The 25850-nt window shown below is 63.2% G+C and carries 21 protein-coding genes; 7 read left to right on the forward strand and 14 right to left on the reverse strand.

Annotated elements, in window-relative coordinates:
• Window positions 1-22 precede the first annotated feature (22 nt).
• The 14 genes from sctE to TK06_RS11990 form a co-directional block, all read right to left on the reverse strand.
• The gene (gene sctE, locus TK06_RS11925) at window positions 23-1804 is read right to left on the reverse strand and encodes a type III secretion system translocon subunit SctE (protein WP_063322246.1); all 1782 of its coding nucleotides are present in this window, start codon (window positions 1802-1804) and stop codon (window positions 23-25) included.
• A 2-nt stretch (window positions 1805-1806) separates the two neighbouring features.
• Window positions 1807-2289 (reverse strand): type III secretion system translocator chaperone SicA, encoded by a 483-nt coding sequence (gene sicA, locus TK06_RS11930; RefSeq protein ID WP_063322247.1) that lies wholly within the window; start codon window positions 2287-2289, stop codon window positions 1807-1809.
• A 475-nt stretch (window positions 2290-2764) separates the two neighbouring features.
• A complete protein-coding gene (locus tag TK06_RS11935; RefSeq protein WP_063322248.1) occupies window positions 2765-3799 on the reverse strand; it encodes an EscU/YscU/HrcU family type III secretion system export apparatus switch protein in 1035 nt (344 codons plus the stop codon).
• Window positions 3774-4577: a type III secretion system export apparatus subunit SctT gene (gene sctT, locus TK06_RS11940; RefSeq protein ID WP_063322249.1), complete on the reverse strand. Its 804-nt coding sequence runs from the start codon at window positions 4575-4577 to the stop codon at window positions 3774-3776. Before sctT ends, TK06_RS11935 begins: the two co-directional genes overlap by 26 nt.
• A gap of 4 nt (window positions 4578-4581) precedes the next feature.
• On the reverse strand, window positions 4582-4836 hold the full coding sequence (locus tag TK06_RS11945) for an EscS/YscS/HrcS family type III secretion system export apparatus protein (RefSeq protein WP_020795892.1): 255 nt from the start codon (window positions 4834-4836) through the stop codon (window positions 4582-4584).
• A gap of 8 nt (window positions 4837-4844) precedes the next feature.
• Window positions 4845-5504, reverse strand: a complete 660-nt coding sequence (locus TK06_RS11950; RefSeq protein WP_063322250.1) for an EscR/YscR/HrcR family type III secretion system export apparatus protein — start codon at window positions 5502-5504, stop codon at window positions 4845-4847.
• On the reverse strand, window positions 5497-5877 hold the full coding sequence (locus tag TK06_RS33270) for a FliM/FliN family flagellar motor switch protein (protein WP_343226762.1): 381 nt from the start codon (window positions 5875-5877) through the stop codon (window positions 5497-5499). Before TK06_RS33270 ends, TK06_RS11950 begins: the two co-directional genes overlap by 8 nt.
• Window positions 5878-6418: 541 nt before the next feature.
• Entirely contained in the window at window positions 6419-7294 is an 876-nt protein-coding gene (locus TK06_RS11960; RefSeq protein WP_063322251.1) for a hypothetical protein, read from the reverse strand.
• Window positions 7291-7746 carry a type III secretion protein gene (locus tag TK06_RS11965; protein ID WP_063322252.1) on the reverse strand — a complete coding sequence of 152 codons (456 nt, stop codon included), beginning with the start codon at window positions 7744-7746 and terminating at the stop codon, window positions 7291-7293. Before TK06_RS11965 ends, TK06_RS11960 begins: the two co-directional genes overlap by 4 nt.
• The gene (sctN, locus tag TK06_RS11970) at window positions 7730-9028 is read right to left on the reverse strand and encodes a type III secretion system ATPase SctN (protein ID WP_063322253.1); all 1299 of its coding nucleotides are present in this window, start codon (window positions 9026-9028) and stop codon (window positions 7730-7732) included. Before sctN ends, TK06_RS11965 begins: the two co-directional genes overlap by 17 nt.
• 11 nt (window positions 9029-9039) lie before the next feature.
• A complete protein-coding gene (locus TK06_RS11975; RefSeq protein ID WP_275261138.1) occupies window positions 9040-11091 on the reverse strand; it encodes an EscV/YscV/HrcV family type III secretion system export apparatus protein in 2052 nt (683 codons plus the stop codon).
• Between the two features lie 2 nt (window positions 11092-11093).
• Window positions 11094-12197, reverse strand: coding sequence for a type III secretion system gatekeeper subunit SctW (gene sctW / locus TK06_RS11980; protein ID WP_063322255.1), 1104 nt, complete (start codon window positions 12195-12197; stop codon window positions 11094-11096).
• A complete protein-coding gene (gene sctC / locus TK06_RS11985; RefSeq protein ID WP_063322256.1) occupies window positions 12194-13849 on the reverse strand; it encodes a type III secretion system outer membrane ring subunit SctC in 1656 nt (551 codons plus the stop codon). The genes sctW and sctC overlap by 4 nt, the downstream gene beginning before the upstream one ends.
• 4 nt (window positions 13850-13853) lie before the next feature.
• The gene (locus TK06_RS11990) at window positions 13854-14591 is read right to left on the reverse strand and encodes a helix-turn-helix domain-containing protein (protein WP_063322257.1); all 738 of its coding nucleotides are present in this window, start codon (window positions 14589-14591) and stop codon (window positions 13854-13856) included.
• A gap of 243 nt (window positions 14592-14834) precedes the next feature.
• Between TK06_RS11990 and TK06_RS11995 the strand changes: the two genes are divergently transcribed.
• From TK06_RS11995 to TK06_RS12025, 7 genes are all read left to right on the forward strand, one after another.
• Window positions 14835-16046 carry a CmpA/NrtA family ABC transporter substrate-binding protein gene (locus TK06_RS11995; RefSeq protein WP_063322258.1) on the forward strand — a complete coding sequence of 404 codons (1212 nt, stop codon included), beginning with the start codon at window positions 14835-14837 and terminating at the stop codon, window positions 16044-16046.
• Window positions 16047-16060: 14 nt separating this feature from the next.
• Window positions 16061-16636 (forward strand): ANTAR domain-containing response regulator, encoded by a 576-nt coding sequence (locus TK06_RS12000; RefSeq protein ID WP_025212689.1) that lies wholly within the window; start codon window positions 16061-16063, stop codon window positions 16634-16636.
• Window positions 16637-17006: 370 nt separating this feature from the next.
• Window positions 17007-18218, forward strand: a complete 1212-nt coding sequence (locus TK06_RS12005; RefSeq protein WP_039589025.1) for a nitrate/nitrite transporter — start codon at window positions 17007-17009, stop codon at window positions 18216-18218.
• A gap of 9 nt (window positions 18219-18227) precedes the next feature.
• On the forward strand, window positions 18228-19901 hold the full coding sequence (locus tag TK06_RS12010; protein ID WP_063322259.1) for a bifunctional protein-serine/threonine kinase/phosphatase: 1674 nt from the start codon (window positions 18228-18230) through the stop codon (window positions 19899-19901).
• 455 nt (window positions 19902-20356) lie between these two features.
• Complete coding sequence (gene nirB, locus TK06_RS12015) at window positions 20357-22810, forward strand: nitrite reductase large subunit NirB (RefSeq protein ID WP_063322260.1); 2454 nt, start codon at window positions 20357-20359, stop codon at window positions 22808-22810.
• On the forward strand, window positions 22807-23124 hold the full coding sequence (nirD, locus tag TK06_RS12020; RefSeq protein WP_063322261.1) for a nitrite reductase small subunit NirD: 318 nt from the start codon (window positions 22807-22809) through the stop codon (window positions 23122-23124). The genes nirB and nirD overlap by 4 nt, the downstream gene beginning before the upstream one ends.
• Entirely contained in the window at window positions 23124-25841 is a 2718-nt protein-coding gene (locus TK06_RS12025; protein ID WP_063322262.1) for a nitrate reductase, read from the forward strand. The genes nirD and TK06_RS12025 overlap by 1 nt, the downstream gene beginning before the upstream one ends.
• Window positions 25842-25850 lie beyond the last annotated feature (9 nt).

Here is a 25850-nt window from a genome sequence, read left to right on the forward strand (position 1 = left end):
TAGCCTTCATCGTAGGTACCTGCTATCCGTGATTTCGAAAGTTCTGAACCATGTTCAGCATGGCGTTGTGACTGCCTCGCAGATCGGCTAACAAATGTTCGACCTGCTGGGTTCGCTCCCGCATCGCCTGGCCGTAGTCGTCGACTACCTGGGTCAGGTATTTGCTGATTTCCTCGCTGATCGCCATACGCACTCGCACATCGGCCAAATGCACGGCCGCTTTGGCCTGATGCCGACCGGCCTCGATTTGCATCACGCCCTGCGCCGCGACATGGCCGAACTCGGTGACGGCCTGGGCGATCTCCAGGTTGGCGGCGTAACGGGCCAGCGATACCGCATCGGCGCCGTTGGTCACCAAGCTGCGCAGCTGCGTGAGCATCTGAGTCACCGATTTGCCCACCGAGGTTGCCACCTGCTTCATGGCTTGCATTGCGGCGGGCGCGGCCTGGGCGACCACCGACCCCAGTTTCGAGGCGACGGCGCTGACCATCGGCCCGACCACCTGCGCCCCGACGATGGCCACCAGGGCAACGGCGGCCAGCGTCGAAATGACGCCCTGGATCATGCCGGCGACTTTCCCTACCTTCTTCGCCGTGTCCTCATCGACGCCCAGGTCGATCAGCATTTGGGTGTAGATCTCGCTGAACCGCCGGATGGCTTCCTGCATGGCCACGGTCAGCGGCTTCATGGCCTCGGCCATGAACGACTTGCCGGTTTTTTGCTCGACTATCACATCGGCCAGCATGACCCCCAGGCCAACCACCCCAACCACGATCAGCGGCAGACTGCCGGTCATGACCCCGGCAACGATGGCGACAACGGACAATATCGCCCCGACGATCTTGCCGATGCAGCCCATGGTTTTCTGCAACGCCTCGGCCTTGCGCACTTCCTCCAGGTATTTATCCGACTCACGCTTCATGTACTCCTGAAGCTTGACCTGCAACTCCTGGAACAGCTCCTGGCTCAGTTCCTCCTTGTTCTGCGCCGCCTCACCGAGCAACTCGATGATCTTCAAGCGGTTGAGCAAGGCCAGCGCACTGCTGCTGAGGGCTTTTTCGTCGGTTTCCTTTTGGTCGGGGCCTGCGCCGCCGGACACCACCACTTTCGCAATCACCCCGCTCAAGGTTTTGGCAAAGGTATTGGCGATCTCAATCAGCTTCAGGTGCGCGGCGGTCGCTGCGCTGAACGTTTGGGTGTGGCTCGCCAGTTCGCCCTTGAGCTGATCGCGACGGGCCAGCTCCTCGGCGTATTCGGGCGAGTCTGGGTCCAACTGCGCCAGCCGCGCTTCGCTGTCTTCCAGCAGTCCTTGGAAATGCAGGACCCGCTCGTGCAATCGATCGAGTTGCTCCTGGCTGCTGCCGACATCCCCCTCGGCATCCGCCATGGCCTGGACGGCGGCGGCGTATTCGGCCGAAAGGTTTTCAAGCCCTTGCTGGCGGGCACCGGCCATGCTCTGCAACATCGCCAGTCGGTTTTTCAGTTTGTTGACGTCGACCTCACTGATCAGCTCGGCAATCATCGCCATCAACAGGGTGAACAGGTCACCGTTGGTTTCCTGCTTGTTGCCATCGGCCCGCGGCGGTGGCGCGTGCAGCACCGGTCGACCCGTACTGGGCGCGGAGCGGCCATCGTGACCGTCGTATTGCACTGACATCAGGTCCGCCAGGGCTTTGCGACCGGCCTCCTGATAGTCCGTGGTCCTGGCGGCCTTGCTGGCCGCCGCGCCGTACTTTTCAAAGGCTTCGGTGCGGCTCATTCCCCCCAGGAAGGGAGCGCTACGGGTGCTTCCTATGTCAGTCATGTTCAGTCCTCCGAACAGTGCAGTTCCATGTGGGCCAGGGTGTCGAGATACACCTTGGCCTGCTTGCGCAGATCGTCTTCCGTGGCTTGCTCGATCACGTATTCGAAACACAACCTGGCCTTGCCGACCCTGCCCAGGGCCAGATGACACTGGCCGGTGTAGAGCATTGGCCGGTAGTCGTTCTTGCCTTGGGCAAACGCGATGGCATACAGGTCGATGGCCTTCTGGTGGTTTTGCTTGAGCTGGTGCACCGCCGCCAGTCCCATCCAGTAATGGCTGTTGTAGAAGTCGTAGATGCACAGGAAGTGGAAGAACTTCTCGGCGTCGTCCAGCCGCCCTTGTTCGTAGAACTGGAAGGCGAAGGCATAGAGGCTGTCCATGTGTTCGTCACTGATGCCTTGCACGTCTTTCAACGCCGCGCCACCGAGTACCGCGTCCACGACCTCCAGGGCCACCTGCTCGTCTTGTTTGTTGTCGCGACTCATCGGCCACACTCCTGAAAAAGCGTCAGCGTTGCTGACGGGTGCATTGAGCCAAAACGCCGATAGGTCACGCTGCCAAATTGCGCTCATCCATGCCTTTGTGGCGAGGGAGCTTGCTCCCGCTGGGCTGCGCAGCCCCCCCCGCAAGACCAACTCCAATCAACCTGATGCACCGCGTCGTCGGGTTTTGGGGCCGCTGCGCGACCCAGCGGGAGCAAGCTCCCTCGCCACGGGGTTGGGTGCTCGGCGTGGTGGATGGGGTGCTGTTTCGGGTCGGTGTTGCCTCCAGACGAAATCTCCAGCTGGCGAACGGCTCTTGTGGCGAGGGAGCTTGCTCCCGCTGGGCTGCGCAGCAGCCCCCGAAGACCACGCCAATCAACCTGATGTACCGCGTCGTCGGGTTTTGGGGCCGCTGCGCGACCCAGCGGGAGCAAGCTCCCTCGCCACCGGGGGGGAGTCGTCTCGAAGAGCGTCGGCCTCAAGCCTGTTCGACCTGTTCCAGCCAGATCAGCAGGCGCAGCACTTCCTCGACTTCCTGCACCTGGAGAAAGCTGTAGCGTTGGTGGGTCTTGAAGATCCGTCGGGCCAATGCTTTGTCGTTGATCACCGGCACACCGACTGCCTTGGCATACGCCCGCACCGCCAGGGCGCGTTGGTTGGTTTCCATCAGGGAGATGAACGGCAACAAGGTGATTTCCGGGCGGAAATACACACCGATGGCAATGTGCGTCGGATTGGCGATGATCATGCGCGAGCTGCGCACGTCGGATTTGACCTGCTCCGACAACAGCTCCATGTGCAGGTCACGGCGGCGACCCTTGATCTGCGGGTTGCCGTCCTGCTCCTTGTGTTCACGCTTGACCGCGTCCTTGTCCATCATCTGGTCTTTCATGAACAACCCATATTCGCTGAGGGCATCGAGCACGACGATCAGCAGGATGCAGGCCAGGAACGCCAGCACCAGCACCAGCAGCAAATGCCCCCAGATCGCGAACAGGTCCGCTGCCTGGGCGAACAGTTGGGCAAACAGCAATTGCCGCTGGGTGACCCAGACGATCCACAGCGCCATGGCAAAACTGCCCAGGTACAACAGCGCCTTGAAGGTGTCCTTGACCGTGCGCAGGCTGAACAATTTCTTGAAACCATTGATCGGGTTCAAGGCGCCGAGATTCAGCTTCAACGCTTCGCTGGCCAGGGCAAAACCACTTTGCAGCAGCGCCGGCAACGCACTGGTCAGCACGCAGACCAGCAACAGCGGCAGCAACGTCTTGAGGCCGACCAGCACCAGCATCGCCGAGTAGGTTTGCAGTTCAACGTCAAAATCGCTGGCGATGATGCGCCGGTAGACCTCCATGATCTCGAACAGCGAGCTGTTGAAGACCAGATAGCTGATGCCGCACAGGGTCAGGCAGGTGATGACCAGATCCTTGGCCTTGAACGTCTGGCCCTTGCGGGCGGCATCCCGCAGGCGTTTGGCGGTGGGCTTCTCAGTCTTCGAGGCGCTGGATGACATGATCGCCCTCCCCGTCACCCAGAGACTGCGCCAGCCCCTCGGACATCCCGCCCATGCGCAGGACTTCGTCCGGCAGGTGCACACCGAAATACAGCATCAACACCACCAGCGCCACCAGGCTCTTGACCGTCAACGACACGGAAAAGGCGTTCATCTGTGGCGCATAGCGCGAGAGCAAACCGAGCAAGGCTTCGCTGACCAGCAAGGTCGCCACCACCGGCGCACTGATCACCAGCGTCTTGCTCACCAGCACATCCAATAGCGCGTGGAGAGCCGACAAGTGTATCGCGCAGTCGTTGGCCGGCGCACAAATGCGATAGCTCTGCGCGACGGTTTCCAGCATCAACAGCATCCCTCCGCCTTCGAGGTACACCGCCGCCGCGAACAACTGGAGAAAATTCGCCAACTCCGACGTGTCGACACCGTTCGCCGGATCCACCGTGCTGCTGAGCATGGCGCCGCGCTGGTTGTCGATCAGGTTGCCCATGGCATGCAGCACCCAGAACGGCCAGCACAGCAGCACACCCAGCAGTACGCCGATACTCACCTCCCGCAGCATCAAGCCGAGGAACGCCAGGCTGTCGAGGGCGGGCGTCGGCACGCCGACGTAGGCCCAGAACCCCAGCGCCACCAGGACAATCACCGCCTGGCGCGCGACACCGGTCAGCACGCCGCTGTTGAGAAACGGCAACATGAAGAAAATCGGCGCCAGGCGCGCCACGCCCAACAGCGCGGCGGCGAACCCGGCATACAGTTCGAAGAACAGCGTCACCGCCATCGACCTAACCCAACGCCAGGCGAATGACTTCGCGGCTGAAGTCCAGCAAGGTTTCGCCGTACCAGCCCGAGAGCAGGAACAGGCAGGCGGCGACCGCCAGCAGCTTGAAGCCGAACGGCAGGGTCTGTTCCTGCAACTGGGTCACGGTCTGGATCAAGCCCACCACCAGGCCGACCACCGTGGCGACGATGATCGGCCAGGCCACCATCAGCAGGATCAGGTACAGGGTCTTGTTGCCGGCATAGACCAGATCGTTCATGGCTGCGCCTACGCCAGCAAGGTCAGGTATTGCTTGACCAGCCCGGTGGACAGCAGCGCCCAGCCATCCAGGGCGACAAACAGCACCAGCTTGATCGGCACGGAAATGATCACCGGGCTCATCATCATCATGCCCAGCGCCAGCAGGATGCTGGAGATCACCAGGTCGACAATCACGAAGGGCAGGTACAGGTAGAAGCCGATCTTGAAGGCACTCTTGATTTCACTCAGGGCGTAGGCCGGCAACAGCGAAAACAGCGAAGGCGCCAGTTCTTCATCGACAGGCCAATCGGCGTCGGTTTCATCCTGGACCGCCTGGGCCCGCTCGAAGAACAGCGCCAGCTCCGGGTCGGTGTATTTGCGCAGGTAATCCTTGTAGCTGCCCAGGCCGTTCTCGGCGAAATTCACCACCGATTCGATATCGGTAAAGGCCACCGCCTCGGTCTTGTAGTAGTCATGGCCCTGCTTCACGACCGGCGTCATGACGAACACCGCGAGCATCAGGGCAATCGCATTGAGCGCCATGTTCGACGGCACTTGCTGCAAGCCCAAGGCGTTGCGCACGATGACGAAGACGATGGAGAACTTGAGGTAGCAAGTGCCCGCCGCCACCAGGAACGGCAGCAACGAAGCGAACGCCAGCAGCGCGATCAGCGAAACGTCATTCATCGTCACCGTCCCGATAGACCTTCAGCAATTCGACGCCCAACTGCCCGTCCAACTGCACCAGTTCGCCCAGGGCCACGGGCTTGCCGTTGGCGCGCACCTCGATGCGCCGGGCCGCGTCGTCAGCCAGCGGGATCAGTTGCCCGGCGATGATCTGCGACAGCGCGGCCAAGTCCAGATCATGGGTGGCGAGCAGGAATTCCAGGCGCACCGGGAGCGATCCCAGGTCGATTTCCATGGCAGGTTCTGACGGGCTCTCTGGACTGGCCTCGGCCACGGTCGGTTGCATGTGTAAACCCTCTTCGGTAAAGGTGAAAACGCCAAGGCATTGGCCCGCCACAAAGCTGCGTTGCATGGGCTGGGCGATGCGCAGCACGTCGCCCTCCCCCCAGCCGTATTCGACTGGCAAGGCTCAGGTGACTGACGCCGAGGATCAGTTCCAGGCGCATTGGCAACGTCTTCAGCCATGAGTCGGCGGTTACGGGGCCGCGCAGGGCATTCCTGGGCGGCAATTGGGTCAACCACACGCGCCCTCCGGGGGGTGTCGAGCCACGGCACTTCGCCCGTCGGCAAGCGCGCCGGGGCCACGAATTCGATGTCCGACAGATGGCTGTAACGCAACTCGTCCACCTCCAGTGACAAGGGCCGCGGCACCGCCCGGAACAACTCGACGATACGGGGCAACGGGCACGGCTGCGTCAGCAGCGCGTGCAAGGTCGGGAGCGAATGGTGCAACCAGTCACGAGCCCTGATCAGCCCGCGCCAGGGCCCGTCGTCACCCTGTGCGCAGAAGCTCAAATAGTCGGAACGCTCGGGCACCTTGGTCAGACCCGCGTCCCGACCGGCGCGCCGCCAGCGTTGAATCGCCTGGGCGTGGGCATGCACCAAAGGCTCGACCCGGCGCAGCTGCAATGCGCTCATGCCGCAGGCTCAGCCTGTTCGTCCGGATCCTCGTCCGGCCCCTGCTGCGAACCCTGGCGCGGCTGCTCACCGCCACTGTCGGTCAGCCGCCAGGCAGGCTCCCGGGCCAGGGCGAAAGGTTCCTTGAGTTGCTCGAACACCAGGGCATTGCTGGGGCTGAGCGTCAGGGGTCGAGTGGGCTCTTCAGACCCGCGGCTGATCGTCACTTGTCCGTTGGCCCCCGCTCGGTTGAAGGGGACTTGCAGGAACCCTCGATCCAGACCCGGCAACGTCTCGACCATGACATCGAGCGCGGGTGGCGGCGTCGATGCAGGGATGGATGCCGTGGCAACCGACGGTGCGTGACGCGTGCCTTGGAGGCTCAACGGCGCCTGGGGTAGCGGTTCATCGCCAAGGGCCAGCGACTGCTCACTGGCAGCGGTGAACGGCTCATGCCGTGGCGGCTCGATCGATGCCGAGTAGGTCGGCAGCGTTGATGGATCCCCCGCTGGCTCCAAGCGTTGAGACAACGGATGGCGTGCCATCTGGCTGAGCGGTGGGCCGGCATGTGGAAAAGTCATTGCGACCCGGGCACGGGGTGGCGCGCGAACGGCTTCAACCTCCACCGCTTCGCGAGCACCCGAGCGCTCCCCATCACGCTCAACCTCCGCGCCGCCCTGAACAATACTCATCGAACGCCAGGCCAACGCACGGCCATTGTCCATCGGCTCGCGATGAGGCCGAACCAGCGCAACCATCAGGTCCAGCACGCCCTGTGGCAGCTCATCCTCCTGCACCGGGACAAGCAGGTCTTGCAGCTCATCCATCGGGCCTTCGTCGACGGGGTCCAGGACCTGGACCGGCCGAGCGGGAACCACTGAGAGCGCTTTCATCGCCGTCCCTCCATCATTTCTTCCAGCTCCCGCTCTTCCCGGCGCACCGCTTCAAGCCGTTGAACCCGCAACAGTTGCTGGACGGAACGCTCGTACCTGTCGTGTTTGCGCAACAGCCCACGCAACCGCTCGCGCTGCACCTGCAACTGCTGCTCGATCTGTCGGCACTGCTGATCCACGCGGTCCCGCTCGACCCGCAGCAGATCGATCCGCCGACGGATCACCGCCTGGGTGCGCAACAGCGCCAACAGCTGCCCGTGATCCAGCACGCAGTCATTGGCGCGATGGCTGGCCAACAGGTCTTGCAGCGCGGCTTCCTGCGCCTCGAAGCCGTCGCGCTCCGTCAGCAGCGGCTGCAATTGGCGCTGGACGTGCAGCAGCGCCTGCTCGCCGCGTTGCCGCCGGAACTCGCTGAAGGCCAACAAGCGTCGCTGCTCAGGCAAGGATTTCATGCAGGCTCCGTAAGGTTTCGTCCGGCTCGCAGCACTCGCCCGTCGGCTGGCGCAGCCATCGGTCGAGGGCATCACGCCGGTGCATCGCGCGATCATTGGCCGCGTCCACGCCAGGGCTGTACTCGCCCATGTCGAGAAAGACCTGCAACTGTTCAAGACGGGCCAGGGTTTCCCGGGTCGACGCGGCCAGTTGCTGCACCTGCGGCGTGGTGACTTGCGTCGCCACCCGGCTGACGCTGCGCAGGACATCGATGGCCGGGTAGTGCCCCTTGGCCGCCAGGGCACGGCTGAGGTAGACGTGGCCATCGAGAATGGAACGAATCTCCTCGGCGATCGGATCCGGCTCGTCGTCGCTTTCCAACAGCACCGTGTACCAGGCGGTGATGCTGCCGGTCGCGGTTACCCCTGGTCGCTCCAGCAAGCGCGGCAAGGCATCGAACACCGAGGCCGGATAGCCGCGCCGCGCCGGGGCTTCACCGGCCGCCAAGGCCAGGTCGCGACGGGCGCGGGCGTAGCGGGTCAACGAGTCCAGCAACAACACCACGCGCCACCCCTGGTCGCGAAAATACTCGGCGATGGTGGTGGCTTGCAGCGCCGAGTTGCAGCGATCTACCGAGGAAAAATCCGAAGTGGCGAATACCACCACGCAACGAGAATGCTTGGGCGACTGGCGCAGGTGCGCGATGAACTCGGTCACCTCCCGCCCACGTTCGCCAATCAGGCCGATCACGAAGACCTCTGCGTCGGTGTGCTCGATCAGCATGTTGATCAAGGTGGTCTTGCCGGAACCGGCGGCGGCAAAAATGCCGATACGCTGACCGACGCCGCAGGTCAGTAAGCCATCGATGACGCGGATGCCGGTGCGCAACGGTTCCGCCACCGGGCGTCGCTGCTGGTAGGGCGGCGGGTCGGCATCCACCGGACAATCCCGTTGCGCCACCGCCGTCGATGGCGCCAGGCGCTCGACGATCCTGCCCTGGGGATCGACCACACTGCCGAGCAAGGCGTCACTGCAGGCCAGTTGCAAGGTCGAGCCGGTGGGCACGATCATCGACTCCCGGGACAAGCCTCTGCCATCGCCCAGCAGGCTGAGCAACACGGCACCGGGCTTGAAGCCGATCACCTGCGCCCTCGCCGCGACCTCGGGCGAGCGCCAGTGCCGACGCACTTCGCAGACTTCGCCGACCACCACCCCGGGCAGCGCCGCTTCTATCAGTGGTCCGCTCAAGCGCAAGGGGTGGGCCGCCTGTCGCTCCAGGCGGAGGCTATTTCCAACCGCCATGTGCAGTGTCCTCACAGGGTTTTGATGACATTGACGGACACGCTCTCGGAGATTTCGCCGAACGACATGACGTCCAGCTCCCGGAAACGTCCCTCGATGAGTTTCTTGATGTAGCGCCGCACATCGACCGAACACAGCAACACCATGTCCTTGTGGGCGATGTGCACGCTGTCCAGGCCAACACTGAGGCGGTCCATCAGTTCTTCCGATTCGGCCGGTTCCAGGTTGAGGAAACTGCCGCCGGAGGTTTGCCGGATGCCACGGCGCACCACTTCTTCGAACTCTGGCGACAACAGCAGCACGCGCAGGTCGTTGCCCTGGGCAAACTTGTTGCTGATGTAGCGGGCCATGGCGCCGCGCACGTGTTCGACCAGCGCCAGCACGTCCTTTTCCCGGGAGGCCCAATGGGCAAGGGATTCGAGGATCAGCTTCATGTTGCGCACAGAGATGCGCTCGCCGATCAGGCGCTGCAGCACTTCGGCGATTTTCTGCACGGTGACGTGGCGATAGACTTCCTTGAGCAGGTCGGGGCAGCGGGTTTCCATTTCGTCGAGCAACTGCTTGGTTTCCTGCACGCCGAAGAACTCCTGGATGTTGCGCGCCAGCAGCGTGACCAGGCAGCGATAGCATTCTTCATCGGCGGGCCGTAGGTGATAGCCCAACTGCTGCACCCGCTCGCGGTCGGCGGCGCTGACCCAGACACCGCCCAGGCGATTGCTGTCGTTGCCGCGCACCAAGGCAAAGCCCAGGGGGTCCAGCTCCGGCGAGTAATCCAGCAGGCGCCAGTGATCGAAATGAATGTCGAACTGCTCGGCCCGCACTTCGTTGATCAACACCGCCACTTGATGCGCCGGCAGCGCCTCGCTGGCCCGCAGCCGTGGCTCGGGGATGCGCAAGCCGTAGTCGACGAAAAACTGGCTGCGAAAGCGCGCCGCCCAACGCTGCTTTTCCAGCGCTTCGAGTTGCGTCTTGGGCACCAGCAGCATCAAGGCAATGGTTTCTGTCGCGAGGTTGTCGACGTCATCGAGCAGCCCTGACTCGCTCGGCAGCGTGTTTTGCTCGGCGGCTTCGGCGCGGCTTTCGCCCGGACTAGCCTGTCGCGACGATTTGCGCTGGCGCACAAATACCACCAGGCCCAGCACGCCGGCAATCGACAGGAACGTCAGCAACGGGAAACCCGGCAACAGCCCCACGCCCACCGCCAGCAACGCGGTAACACCAAGGACGAACGGGTTGCCGAGCATCTGGGTGAGCATGTTGCGCCCCAGGTTGCTGTCGTCGCCGTTGACGCGGGTGACGATGAAGCCGGCACCGATGGCGATCAGCAGCGCCGGGATCTGGGCCACCAGGCCATCGCCGATGGTCAACAGGGTGTAGGTCGACAGCGCGGTGGACAGGTCCATGCCCAGTTGCCCGACGCCGATGGCCATGCCGCCGATGAAGTTGACGAAGATAATGATGATCCCGGCGATGGCATCGCCCTTGATGAATTTCATCGCCCCGTCAAAAGACCCGTACAGCTGGCTTTCGCGCTCCAGCACGCTGCGTTTTTCCCGGGCCTGGGCCGCGTCGATGGCGCCGGCCTTGAGGTCACCGTCGATGCTCATCTGCTTGCCCGGCATCCCGTCCAGGGAAAAACGCGCGGCGACTTCGGCGACCCGTTCCGAGCCTTTGGTGATCACGATGAACTGGACAATGGTGACGATGGAAAAAATCACGAAGCCCACCACCAGGCTTTCGCCGATCACAAAGTCACCGAACGAGGCGATGATCTCGCCGGCGTCGGCCTGGCTGAGGATCAGCCGGCTGGTGCTGATCGACAGCGCCAGGCGAAACAAGGTCGTCAACAGCAGCAACGCCGGAAACGTCGAATAGCTGAGGATGCGCTCGATGTAGAACGAGCCCATGAACACCAGCAGCGAGATGACGATGTTCAGGCCGATGAGAAAATCCACCAGCACCGTGGGCAAGGGGATGATCAGCATGGCGATGATCATCACCATCAAGGTCAGGATCAGCAGTTCCGGGCGAGCGCCGACGTTGCGCAAGAACCCATTGAGCAGGGTCATGGGCAACCACCCGAGCGGCGCTGATCGATGCATTCATGGGCATAGGCGACGTCCGCCAAGCGGGTGAACTGGGTGGCCAGGCGCTGTGGCGCCTCCTCATCGGCAAACAGGGGCAAGGGCAACCGCAGGCTGAGCCGGCGCAGGGTCTGCAACAGTATCGATCGCTCACGGTGGGCACTGAGCAGCACTTGTTCGCCCAACGCACCGAGCAACAACTGGTCGAGGTCATCGGGGTAGGTCAACACGCCGAAGAAGAACACCAACCAGTCGGACTCATCGGGGTTGTGCCGGCAGATGACGGCATCGCCGAGCACTGCGCCGATAAACTGCTCGTCGGCCGAACGCAGGCGCTTGAGGTCGGTCACCCGGGCCAGCAGTTGACCAAACTCGACGCGCGAGCAACTGGGGTCCTGGGCGCTGATGTCGGTGAGCAGCGCTGCTTCAATAAAGGCCAGTACCCCCTGACGTTGCGACGGGCCGTAGAGTGCGATCCAGTCCTGGTAACAACTGAGCGGGCCTTCGTCGGACTCGAGGAAGTCCCGGTAGCTCTCGCGCAACAGGCCGGCCCGCACCGCCAGGCTCTTGCCGAACATCCGGGCCTTGAGCGCCGCGTTGATTCCAGCGTTCAAGCGCTTGGGGGAGCCTTGGGCAACCACCGTCTGCAACAGCGTTTCGAGGCGCTGGCGGGTCAGCGTCTCCAGGTTCTTGCGGCGCAACAACGCCCGTAGCACCAGGGCCAGGTCGCTGTCATCGGGAAACAGGCTTCGCGCCATTTGCAGCAACCAGGCGACGGGCTTGTCCGCCAACCGCGCCAGGCTCAGCACCTGCCGTGCCTTGGGCACGGTGTCGTCTTCCAGCACGCGCTCGAAGGTGTCGGTCATGGCCTCGGACTTGAGCTCGAACAACCGGCGGCCACGGAATTGGGTCAGTGCCGCCGAGAGTTCGTCGCTGATCTGTACGAGGCGCTGCGCCACTGCGGCCGTTGCGCTGTCCTCGGGCGTCTCGGCATCGACGGGTGGTTGCGGGTGTTCGGCGGCTTTCTCGGCATTGAGCCGCGCCTGGGCGGCCCGGCCACCGAGGGAAACCGGGGGCAGCATCATTTCTCTGACATCCGGAAGTACATCCGACGCACCCGTTCGTGCTGCTGCGGGGTCAGTAACTGCCCGCCCGGCTCGCTCGTGGCCGGTTCAAAAGCCTCGCGAATCTCCTTGGGCTGGATCAGGAACACACGCACCGTGTTGGCCGAGCGCCCTTGGCGATAGCTGAACAAGCGACCGATCCAGGGAATCGCCCCCAACACCGGGACGCGCCCGATCTGCTCGCCGTGGTCATCGCGGGTGAAACCGCCCACCAACAGACTCTTGCCTTGGGGTACTCGCGCTACGGTACTGATGCGGGTGCGACCGACCGTCGGCAACGCGCCCTGGCGCTCACCCTGGCCCGGACTCTCGACTTCGTTGCCGTCCTCGATATTGAGCGACATCTCGATCTCGTCCGCGTGGGCGAAACGCGGCAGTACATTCACCAACGTGCCATAGGTCACATGCTGCAGATCGACACTGCGCTCCCCGACCAAGGGGGCATAGAAGGTGCGGTTGTTGTCGAAGATCGCCGGCACGTTCTCTTGGGTCAGGATCACCGGGCGCGAGACGACATTGGCCCGCTGGGTCCGCTCCAGGGCCATGACCTGGGTGACGAACGAGGCGCCATCGAGGGTGGTCGCCGAGCCGGCGTTGAGCGATGCGCTGAAGGTGGCCCCGGACTTCACCGCGCCTTGCCAATTGATGCCCAACTGGTTGAGCTCATCCTTGTGCAGGTCGATGATCCACAACGACAACTCGACGTGGCGTTTCGGCGTGTCCAGGGCATTGACCAGGTTCTCGATGAAGCGCACCTGCTCCGGCAGCCCCTTGACCAACAGGCTGTTGGTGTCCGGGTAGGCCACCACCCGAATGTTGCCGGCGGCCACCTCCCGCGCAATGATTCGCGGGGCCGTCGGGTCTTGGTTCGAGGGGGTGTCCGCCAGGCCCTCCAGGGGAAACAGCGGCATCGCGCCCCGCACTCCCGACGCGGTGCCTTGCGCCACCGACGGCTCGACCTCGTGCTTTTCGCCGCGCAACAGGGCCTCGATCACAGTGGCCAGCCCTGGAATGGTCACCTTGTCGTCGCGCAGCTCATAGTTGCGGTCACTGACAAAGGTGTTTCGCACCTGGATCACACCGATCTGCTGCTTGCCCAGCAGCAGCTCCGAACGCTGGTTGTCCATCAAGCCGGCGGCCTGCACCACCAGGTCGACATAGATCGGCGGGCCCGAGACATGGAACGTCCGCAGACCGTCGTGACGCAGCGGATACCGGACATCGTGCAGCCCCGAACGCCCCAGGAAGGCCTGGAGCTTGGCCACGGTCAGGGTCTGCAGCGACATCATCGCGCTTTTGATTTCCGAGGCGTCATACAGATAGATCGCCTGGCCATCGCTGTACCAGATCAGCCCCATCTGCGCGCTGACACGTTCGAAAGTCCGTTGCGGCGTGCGCAGGTCGAACGTGCCGCCGATCCGTTTGGCCGCCGCGGCCTTGCTGACAATGACCGGCTTGCCCAACGACCCGGACAATTCGCTGAAAAAAGTCCGCGCGCTCTGCTCCCGGGCTTCGAAGGTGTAGACATCAGCCCGGGCGGCCAATGCTGGGAGCAGCATCGCGGTACTCAGGCACAGCCATGAAAGGGTCAGGGAAAATCGTCGCAGGCTCATCGACTCACTTGCCTGGCAGGTAGGTGATATCCGCCAGGCTGCTGGGCGCGAAACCCACCAGTTCGCGGACTTCCTTGGAAAAGTGTGAAGAGGAGGCAAAGCCGAACTCCAGCGCCACGTCGGTCAGCGAGCCGTCCTGAAGACTCATGTTCAGCAGCGCCTGGGCCGTGCGCCAGCCGCGCAACACCGGTTTGGCCGCGCTACCCAGGGCCTGTTGGCACAGCCGCCGAAAATGCGAAACCGACACGCCGTAGCGCTGGGCCAGCGTGTTGAGCTTTTCGCTGTGGGTGCCTTGTTCCAATAAAAACCGTACGAGCCCGTAGCTCTCGTGATGCCGCAACAGGTTGGCAGCCGCGTGATAGGCCGCGGTGCCGCCCAGCGCCTGGCCGATGAACCAGCGTTCGAATCGTTCCTGGGAGCGGACGACTTCCTCGGTCACCGGCAACAGGGCCCACGGTCCAACTGCCCCCCGTTGCCCGACCTCGACGAAGGCATTGCTCATGTCGAAAAAAGCCTGCAACTTCACCAGCGGCGCCGCAGCCACAGGCTGGACGTGCAACGGGCCGCCACTCCAGCGCAGCGAATCACCCGCCACCACCAACCCTTGCCAACCGACCGGCAGGCGATGACTGACGCCAAACCTCGCAGCGCTCAGTTGAACCGGGCTTTGCGCGACACGCAGGTGCAGCACCCGTTCGCGCTGTTCAGGCAATGCCGTGGAGCGAGATGATTTGTCCTGCACACCGGTCTCCTTTGCTACGTAGCCTTGGAAGGGCCGACAGGATGAAAGACCCGGCGTCTTGAATCTTGATGGAAAGGTGATGGGGCACGCACTGGCATATGCCTTGCACCCTTTTCGTTCATCGGCGCCCATGCCAATGGCGGAATGAGTGCCACACTGATTTAAAGGACAACGGCGTCGTCATCCGGCCCTGCCCTGGCAGCGCTGGGTACGGCGCTTTTTTTACGTGGAAGGTGATGCGCGATGAATGAAGTTCCAGCCAACCCCCTGGCTTGGGTCAACGGCAGCGATGCCCCGGAAAAGAGCGCAGTCAACCTGGGTTTCATGGCCTTGAGTGACTGTGCCCCGGTGGTGGTGGCCGCCACCCAGGGCTTCGCCCAACCCTACGGCCTGACCCTGAACCTCAAGCGCCAGACGTCCTGGGCCAACCTGCGGGACAAGCTGGTCAGTGGTGAAATCGATGCCGCCCACAGCCTGTACGGCCTGATCTACGCCGTGCACCTGGGGATCGGCGGCGTCGCGCCGACCGACATGGCCGTGCTGATGGGCCTGAACCAGAACGGCCAGAGCATCAACCTGTCCCATGGCTTGCAGGCCCAGGGCGTGACCAGTCCTGAGGCACTGGAACGGCACGTGCACCAAACTCGCCCGAAACTGACCTTCGCCCAGACCTTCCCCACCGGCACCCATGCCATGTGGCTGTATTACTGGCTTGCGGCCCAGGGCATCCATCCCTTGTCGGATGTCGACAGCGTCGTGGTACCGCCGCCGCAAATGATCGCGCACCTGCAAGCCGGACGTATCGACGGTTTTTGCGTCGGTGAACCCTGGTGCGCCAGCGCGGTGAAGCAGAACCTGGGCTTCACCCTGGCGACCACCCAGACCATCTGGCCTGATCACCCGGAAAAAGTCCTGGGCTGCACCCGCGCATTCGTCGAGCAGTACCCCAATACCGCCCGGGCCCTGGTCATGGCGATCCTCGAAGCCAGCCGCTTCATCGAACAAAGCAGCGAAAACCGTCGCAGCACCGCACAACTGTTGAGCGCGCCCGAATACCTCGACGCACCACTGGACTGCATCGAGCCGCGCTTGCTGGGGATCTACGCCGATGGCCTGGGCAACAGTTGGCAGGATCCCCATGCCATGCGCTTTCATGGCAATGGCGAGGTGAACCTGCCGTACTTGTCCGACGGCATGTGGTTCATGACCCAGTTCCGCCGCTGGGGCCTGTTGCGCGAAGACCCGGATTACCTGGCCGTGGCCCAGGACGTCCAGCAGCTCAAGCTGTACCGTGAAGCCGCTAGCGCACTGGGCATCGCGTCCCCGTGCCAGGACATGCGCAGCAGCCAGTTGATCGATGGCACCCTCTGGGACGGTTCGGACCCGGCCAAGTATGCCCGCAGCTTCAAACTGCACGCCTTGAGCGATGCGGCTCCCCTTTTCGCCAGCCGCTGACAGGAGCCTCGACCATGCTGCGTATCCTGCTGATCAACGACACCGCGAAAAAAGTCGGCCGCCTCAAAGCCGCCCTGATTGAAGCCGGATTCGAAGTCATCGATGAATCCGGATTGACCATCGACCTGCCGGCGCGCGTCGAAACGGTGCGTCCGGACGTGATTTTGATCGATACCGAGTCACCCGGACGCGATGTCATGGAGCAAGTGGTGCTGGTCAGCCGCGACCAACCACGACCGATTGTCATGTTTACCGACGAGCACGACCCGGATGTCATGCGCCAGGCGATCAAATCGGGGGTGAGCGCCTACATCGTCGAAGGCATCCACGCCGCACGTCTGCAACCGATCCTCGACGTGGCCATGGCCCGCTTCGAAAGCGACCAGGCCCTGCGCGCCCAGCTCCTGGCCCGCGACCAGCAACTGGCCGAGCGCAAGCGCATCGAACTGGCCAAGGGCATGTTGATGAAGATGAAGGAATGCAACGAGGAGCAGGCCTACACCCTGATGCGCCGCCAGGCCATGAGCCGCCAGCAGAAGCTGATCCAGGTGGCGGAACAGATCATTGCCATGAATGAGCTGCTGGGCTGAAGACCTTGTAGCGCCTGCCTTACCGCCCTACTGATGATCGTTCCCACGCTCTGCGTGGGAATGCATCCCATGACGCTCTGCGTCACCTTGTGAAGCGGAACGCGGAGCGTCCCTGGCGCGGCATTCCCGCGCAGAGCGTAGGAATGATAGTGACAGACTTGGCACAGATCTCGCTTAAGCAAACCCACAGGTAACCAACGGCGGTTGCCCCACCTACGACAAAGACGTCGCACACCCTCCTTGCCTCTCTGGCGATCCGGGTTGCGGCGTTTTTTTGTTTTGGCCCCTCGGGGCCGGTGGTGCGACCACAGACGGCGCACTGCTCAAAGCACTGACTCATTTCTCGAGACTTTTACAGCTGAGGTGCGCGATGAATTCAAGCTTCTGGAAATCCGGCCATACCCCGACACTGTTCGCGGCCTTCCTCTACTTCGACCTGAGCTTCATGGTCTGGTACCTGCTCGGTCCACTGGCGGTACAGATCTCTGCCGACCTGCACCTGACCACCCAGCAACGCGGCCTGATGGTCGCGACGCCGATCCTGGCTGGCGCCGTACTGCGGTTGTTCATGGGCCTGCTGGCCGATCGGATTTCGCCGAAGACTGCTGGCATGGTGGGCCAGGTGATTGTGATCGGTGCGCTGTTCTGCGCCTGGAAACTGGGCATCCACAGCTACGAGCAAGCGTTGTTGCTAGGCCTGTTTCTGGGCGTGGCCGGCGCTTCGTTCGCCGTGGCCCTGCCGCTGGCGTCCCAGTGGTATCCGCCACAGCACCAGGGCAAGGCCATGGGCATCGCCGGTGCCGGTAACTCGGGCACCGTGCTCGCGGCGCTGATCGCTCCGGTCATGGCGGTGGCCTTCGGCTGGAGCAACGTGTTCGGCTTCGCGCTGATCCCCCTGGTGCTGACCCTGGTGCTCTTCGCCTGGTTGGCCAAGAACGCCCCCGAGCGGCCAAAAGCCAAATCCATGGCCGACTACCTCAAGGCCCTGGGCGACCGCGACAGCTGGTGGTTCATGTTCTTCTACAGCGTGACCTTCGGCGGCTTCATCGGCCTGGCCAGCGCCCTGCCCGGCTACTTCAACGACCAATATGGCCTGAGCCCGGTCACCGCTGGCTACTACACCGCCGCCTGCGTCTTCGGTGGCAGCCTGATGCGTCCATTGGGCGGCGCCCTGGCGGACCGTTTCGGCGGCATCCGCACCTTGCTGGGCATGTACACCGTCGCGGCCGTCTGCATCGCCGCAGTGGGCTTCAACCTGCCGAGCTCCTACGCCGCCCTGGCCCTGTTCGTCTGCACCATGCTCGGTTTGGGTGCGGGCAACGGCGCGGTGTTCCAACTGGTGCCACAACGCTTCCGTCGCGAGATCGGCGTGATGACCGGGCTGATCGGCATGGCCGGCGGCATCGGCGGCTTCGCCCTGGCGGCGGGCATGGGCGCGATCAAGCAGAGCACCGGCAGCTATCAACTGGCATTGTGGTTGTTTGCCAGCCTCGGTGTCCTGGCCTGGTTCGGCCTGCACGGCGTCAAGCGCCGTTGGAGGACCACTTGGGGTTCGGCCGCCGTCACCGCGGCTCGGGTATAAATAACCCCCATGAGCCTGCAACTGAGTTTCGCCGAAGCCAGTGCCATCGGCCCGCGGGAAGAAAACCAGGACGCCTTGCGCCTGGTCACCCCGGCGCCGGCCCTGGCCGCCAGCAAGGGATACCTGTTCGCCATCGCCGACGGCGTGAGCCAATGCGCCGATGGCGGGCTGGCCGCCCGTTCGACCTTGCAGGCCCTGGCCCTGGATTACTACTCCACGCCACAGACCTGGGGCGTGGCCCAGGCATTGGACCGGTTGCTGTTGGCGCAGAATCGCTGGCTGCAAGCCAACGGTGGCGGGCAACCGCTGCTCACCACCGTCAGCGTCCTGGTCCTGCGGGGCCGGCGCTTCACCTTGGCCCACGTCGGCGATTGCCGGGTCTACCGCTGGCACGCCGATCAGCTGCAACGGGTCAGCGAAGACCACGTCTGGGAACAACAGGGCATGCAGCATGTGCTCAAGCGTGCCCTGGGCCTGGACCAACACCTGATCCTCGACTTTCTTGACGGCGAACTGCGCATCGACGAAACCTTCGTATTGCTCAGTGATGGCGTCTGGGCGGTGCTGGGCGACACGGCCATTGCCGGCATTCTTCGGGATCAACCGGACCTGGACGTCGCCGCCCAGACCCTGGTCAACGCCGCGCACCTGGCCGGCAGCCAGGACAACGCCAGCGCCTTGCTGGTGCGGGTCGACGCGGTGGGCGAAGCGAGCATCGGCGATGCGCTGATCCAGTTGCAGCAATGGCCCCTGCCGCCTGCGCTGAAACCGGGCCAGGTGTTCGAGGGCTGGCAGATCGAAAGCCTGCTCGGTCAGAGCCAGCAATCGTTGCTCTACCGGGTACACGATGGTCAGGGCCAACCTTGGCTACTGAAAACCCTGCCCGCGCAGCTACGCGACGATAGCCGCGCGGGGCAGGCGTTGCTCTCGGAGGAGTGGTTTCTCAAGCGCGTCGCCGGGCGGCAGTTTCCAGAGGTCCATGGGGTTCCCCAGCGTCAGCATTTGTATTACGTGATGCGTGAATATCCGGGCGCGACCCTGGCCGAGCTGTTCAACCAGGGCGGGCCACTGCCTCTGGCCCAGTGGCTGGAACTGGCGCAGCGGCTGGTGCGGGCAGTAGGCCTGTTACATCGAAGGCAGATCTACCACCGCGACATCAAGCCGGAAAACCTGCACCTGGGGGATGACGGGGAATTGCGTCTGCTCGACTTCGGCCTGGCGTACTGTCCGGGCCTGTCCGAAGACCAGGCCAACGTCCTGCCCGGCACCCCCAGCTACATTGCCCCGGAAGCCTTCGCCGGCACCGCGCCGACGGCGCAACAGGACTTGTACTCGGTCGGCGTGACCTTGTACTTCCTGCTGACCGGGCATTATCCCTACGGCGAAATCGAAGCCTTCCAACGCCCGCGCTTTGGCGTACCGGTCAGTGCCAGTCGCTATCGACCGGACTTGGCCGAATGGCTCGGGCAAAGCCTGGAACGCGCCGTCGCCGCAGACCCGGAGCAACGCTTTGAAACCGCCGAAGAGTGGTTGTTGCTGCTGGAGCAGGGTGAACGCCGCAGCTTGAACGTAAGGCCCCGGCCACTGTTGGAGCGCGAGCCGCTGAAGGTCTGGCGGACCTTGGCACTGGTGTCCCTGGTGGTGAACATCGTGCTGCTGTTTTTGGTGTTTCACGGCTCATGATTATTGTGGCGAGGGGATTTATCCCCGCTGGGCTGCGCAAGCAGCCCTAAAGCAATGATCTCAATCTTCCTGGCACACCGCGTTGCCTGGCTTGGGGCCACTTGCGCAGCCCAACGGGGATAAATCCCCTCGCCACAGGGCCTAGTTCACTACGCTCCATTACCGGGCAACACGCTTTGATTCGGTGCAATAAATCCCTCCCCAATCCGCTCAACCAACCCGCAGCTCAATAAATCCGCACCTTCAAGCCACTTGGCACAACCACTGCATAACCTCTCTCACCATACATAAAGCAACGCCTCCAACGATGAAGGCGGTGCTTCCCGAGAGAACGGGACCAGGACAAAGGCGTCCTCGCTAGCTTGCTAGCGGGACGCCTTTTTTTGTTTTCGTAAAAATTGCCGAGCCAGTCCGATCACCGTGATAAAGCGGACCTGAGCTTGCGGAGAACCCTGATGAAAAAACTCAAACTGGTAATGATCGGCAACGGCATGGCCGGGGTTCGAACCCTCGAGGAACTGCTCAAGCTGAGCAACGAGCTGTACGACATCACGGTGTTCGGCGCCGAGCCCCACACCAACTACAACCGCATCCTGCTCTCGCCGGTGCTGGCCGGTGAGCAGACCTTCGAAGAGATCGTGCTCAACGACCTGAGCTGGTACCTGGACAACAACATCAAGCTGCTGCTCAACCGCAAAGTGGTGGAGATCGATCGGGTCAAGCGCCGGGTCATCGCCGAAGATGGCAGCGAAGCCGAATACGACCGCCTGCTGATCGCCACCGGCTCCACGCCCTTCATCCTGCCGATTCCCGGCAACACCCTGGACGGCGTGATCGGCTACCGCGACATCGCCGACACCCAGGCGATGATCGACACCGCCAAGACCCACAAGCACGCCGTGGTCATCGGCGGCGGCCTGCTCGGCCTGGAAGCCGCCAATGGCTTGAAGCTACGGGGCATGGACGTGACCGTGGTGCACCTGGGCGAATGGCTGCTGGAACGGCAACTGGACAAGACCAGCGGCCAATTGCTGCAGACCGCCCTGGAAAACCGGGGCTTGAAATTCCGCCTCAGCGAGCAGACCCAGGCCTTGCACGACGCCGGCAATGGCCGGGTCGGCTCGGTGCAGTTCAAGAACGGCGACATCATCCCCGCCGACCTGGTGGTGATGGCCGCCGGCATCCGGCCCAACACCGAGTTGGCGGAAAAATCCGGCATCCCCTGCAACCGCGGGATCCTGGTCAACGACACGATGCAAACCTACGACCCGCGCATCTACGCCATCGGTGAATGCGCCAGCCACCGTGGCACCGCTTACGGCCTGGTGGCGCCGTTGTTCGAACAGGCCAAGGTCTGCGCCAACCACCTCGCACAACTGGGCTTCGCCACCTACAAGGGCTCAGTGACCTCGACCAAACTCAAGGTCACCGGTATCGACCTGTTCTCCGCCGGGGACTTCATGGGCGGCGAAGGCACCGAGACCATCACCCTTTCCGACCCGATCGGCGGCGTCTACAAAAAGCTGGTGATCAAGGATGACGTGCTGGTCGGTGCCTGCCTGTACGGCGATACCGCAGATGGCGGCTGGTACTTCCGCCAGATCCGTGAAAACCACGGCATCAGCGAGATCCGCGATCACCTGATGTTTGGCGAGAACGCCTTGGGCGACGTCGGTCACCAAGGCCAGGACAAGGCCATGAGCATGGCCGACAGCGCCGAAGTCTGCGGCTGCAACGGCGTGTGCAAGGGCACCATCGTCAAGGCGATCCAGGAACACGGGCTGTTCAGCGTCGATGACGTGAAGAAACACACCAAGGCCGCCAGCTCCTGCGGTTCCTGCGCCGGCCTGGTAGAGCAGATCCTGATCAACACCGTGGGTGGCGCGGCGGACGTCAAGCCGAAAAGCGAAAAAGCCATCTGCGGTTGCAGCGACCTCAACCACGGCCAGATCCGCCAGGCAATCCGCGACCAGCACCTGCTGACCATCGCCGGGACCATGAGTTACCTGAACTGGCGGACCCCGAACGGCTGCGCCACCTGCCGCCCGGCGTTGAACTACTACCTGATCTCCACCTGGCCCGGCGAAGCCCAGGACGACCCGCAGTCGCGCCTGATCAACGAACGTGCCCACGCCAACATTCAGAAAGACGGCACCTACTCGGTCGTGCCACGGATGTGGGGCGGCGTGACCAATCCTGCGGAACTGCGGCGCATCGCCGACGTGGCCGACAAATACAACGTACCCATGGTCAAGGTCACCGGCGGCCAGCGTATCGACCTGCTGGGCATCAAGAAGCAAGACCTGCCCGGCGTCTGGAAAGACCTCGACATGCCGTCCGGCCACGCCTACGGCAAATCCATCCGCACCGTGAAAACCTGCGTGGGTAGCGAGTTCTGCCGCTTTGGCACGCAAAACTCGACCCAACTGGGTATCGAGCTGGAGCACGACCTGTTCAACATGTGGTCGCCCCACAAGGTCAAGCTGGCCGTTTCCGGTTGCCCGCGCAACTGCTCGGAAGCCGGCATCAAGGACGTCGGCATCATCGGTGTCGACTCCGGCTGGGAGATGTACATCGGTGGCAACGGCGGGATCAAGACCGAGGTCGCCGAGTTTTTCGTCAAACTCAAGACCGCCGAGGAAGTGCGCGAATACAACGGCGCCTTCCTGCAGCTGTACCGCGAAGAAGCCTTCTACCTCGAACGCACCGTGCATTACATGCAGCGGGTCGGCATGGAGCACATCAAGAAAGCCGTGCTTGAGGACCCAGAACGGCGCAAAGCCCTCCATGAACGCTTGAAGTTTTCCCTGTCGCTGGAACAGGACCCGTGGAAACAGCGCCTGGAACAACCCCAGCTGAAGAAAGAGTTCGAGGTCATCCCCGTGAAAAACCTGGAGGTGCTGGCATGAACTGGCTGGATATCTGTGCACTGGAAGAAATCAATGTCCTCGGCTCGCGCATCATCAATGGCCCGAAAGGCGATATCGCGATTTTTCGGACCAGCGATGATGAAGTGTTCGCCCTGGATGACCGTTGCCCGCACAAGGGTGGCCCGCTGTCCCAAGGCTTGGTCTATGGCAAACGCGTGGCCTGCCCGCTGCACAATTGGCAGATCGACTTGGAAACCGGCCAGGCCCAGGCTCCGGATGTGGGCTGCGCCCATCATCATTCGGCGCGGGTCGAGAACGGTCGGGTACAGTTGGCACTGCGGGACGCAAGCTGATGAACCGCCAAATCACTGCCTCGACCTGCTGTTATTGCGGGGTCGGTTGCGGCGTCCTGATCGAGCATGACGGCGAGCGCATCCTCGGCGTCAGCGGCGATCCCGCCCATCCGGCCAACTTTGGCAAACTGTGCAGCAAGGGCTCCACCCTGCACCTGACCGGCGACCTCGCCGCTCGCGCCCTCTACCCGGAACTGCGCCTGGGCAAAGGCCTGGCCCGGGCCCGCAGCGACTGGGACAGCGCCCTGGATCACGCCGCCAGCGTCTTCGCCGAGACCATCGCCGAGCACGGCCCGGACAGCGTGGCGTTCTACATCTCCGGGCAACTGCTGACCGAGGACTACTATGCCTTCAACAAGCTCGCCCGGGCATTGGTGGGCACCAATAACATCGACAGCAATTCGCGGCTGTGCATGTCCTCCGCCGTGGTGGGCTACAAGCGCAGCCTCGGCGCCGACGCCCCGCCCTGCAGCTACGAAGACCTGGAGATGAGCGACTGCGTGATGATCGTCGGCAGTAACATGGCCTACGCCCATCCCATCCTCTTTCGCCGCCTCGAAGAGGCCAAATCCCGCCGGCCACAGATGAAAATCATCGTCATCGACCCCCGGCGCACCGACACCTGCGACCTGGCAGACCTGCACCTGGCGATCCTGCCGGGCACCGATGTCGCCTTGTTCCATGGGATTCTGCACTTGCTGCTGTGGGAAGACTGGGTTGACCGCGACTTCATCAAGGCCCACACCGAAGGCCTGGCGGACCTGAAAAACCTGGTGCGTGACTACATCCCGAGCATGGTCGCCCAACTGTGCGGTATCAGCGTCGAGCAACTGCACCTGTGCGCCGAATGGGTCGGCACGTCGCCGAGTTTCCTGTCGCTGTGGTGCATGGGCTTGAACCAGTCCACCGCCGGCAGCGCCAAGAACAGCGCATTGATCAACTTACATCTGGCCACCGGGCAAATCGGCCGGCCAGGTGCGGGACCTTTCTCACTGACCGGCCAGCCCAATGCCATGGGCGGACGGGAAACCGGCAGCCTGTCCAACCTGCTGCCAGGTCATCGCGAAGCAGCCAACCCGGAGCATCGCGCCGACGTCGCCCGTTACTGGGGCGTCGAGCAATTGCCCGCCACCACGGGCTTGAGCGCCATCGAATTGTTCGAGCAGGTTCGCAGCGGCAAGATCAAGGCCCTGTGGATCGCCTGCACCAACCCGGCCCAATCGATGCCGGACCAGACGGCGGTACGTGAAGCCCTGCAAGCCTGCCCGTTCGTGGTTTTGCAGGAGGCGTTCCGGACCACCGAAACCGCCGCATTCGCCGACCTGCTGCTGCCGGCAGCCAGCTGGGGTGAGAAAGAAGGTTCGGTGACCAACTCCGAACGGCGCATTTCCCACGTCCGCCGGGCAATCGGCGCGCCGGGTGAAGCGCGGGCGGACTGGGCAATCACGGTGGATTTCGCACAACGCCTGGAGAAACGCCTGCGGCCCGGCCAGCCCAGCCTGTTCGCCTTTGAAACCCCGGCCCAATTGTTCGATGAATACAAGCAATTGACCCGGGGTCGCGACCTGGACTTGTCCGGCATCAGCCATGCGTTGATCGATCAACTCGGTCCGCAGCAATGGCCCTTCCCGGAAGGCGCGACCGTCGGAACGGCGCGTTTGTACGTGGACGGGATTTTTCCCACCGACAGCGGCCGCGCCCGGTTCGTGGCCGACCCGTATCGCGCCGCCAAGGAACTGCGTGACGCCCGCTACCCGCTGACCCTCAACACCGGTCGGCTACGCGACCAATGGCACGGCATGAGCCGCACCGGCACCGCCGCCCAGTTGTTTGGTCATGTGAACGAAGCGGTACTGAGCCTGCATCCCGACGAACTGCAGCGCCATCGCCTGCAAGCGGGCGACCTGGTCAGCCTCAAGAGTCGTCGCGGCAGCGTGATCGTGGCCGTGGACAGCGACGATAGCGTGCGTCCCGGCCAGGCGTTCCTGCCCATGCACTGGGGCGACCGGTTCCTCAAGGGCGGGGTCAATACCCTGACGCAACCCGCCTTCGATCCCTTGTCGAAACAACCGGAACTCAAGCACAGCGGCGTGCGCCTGGAACCGGTGAACCTGCCTTGGCAGTTTTTCGCCTTGATCGAAGGCGATGTTCAACAGCATCTGGAAGCCCTGCGCCCCCTGTGTGAGGCGTTTTCCTATGTCAGCCTGAGCCTGACTGGCCGTGAGCGTCCCGCGTTGCTGATTCGCGCTGCCAGCGCCGTTACCCCTGAACCGCAACTGCTCCAGGCCATCGACGAACAATTGGGTCTGATTGATGGGCCGGTGCTGGCCTATGACGATCCGCGTCGCTCCATCGGTAAGCGGGTGCGCATAGAAAACGGCCGCATCACCGCTATTCGCCTGGCCGGCGAAACCCTGGCCCGACACTGGTTGCAGAACCTGTGGCTGGAAGGTCGTGCCAATGAACAACTGCGGCGCTGGCTGCTGGCGCCTTTGAGCGCGCCGCCGGGCAATGTCGGCGCAGCAACGGGTGGCAGCAAAACGCTGTGCAACTGCATGAACGTCAGCCAGCGTGCGATCTGCGCAGGTATTGAACGTGGCCTGGACTTGCAGGGGCTCAAACAGGAGCTGGGCTGTGGCACGCAATGCGGCTCCTGCGTACCGGAAATCAAGCGCCTGCTGGTTGCCACTGCGCAACCACTGGCGGCTATCTCGTGAGGAAAACAC

It is taken from the genome of Pseudomonas fluorescens (genome assembly GCF_001623525.1).
Taxonomy (GTDB): domain Bacteria; phylum Pseudomonadota; class Gammaproteobacteria; order Pseudomonadales; family Pseudomonadaceae; genus Aquipseudomonas; species Aquipseudomonas fluorescens_Q.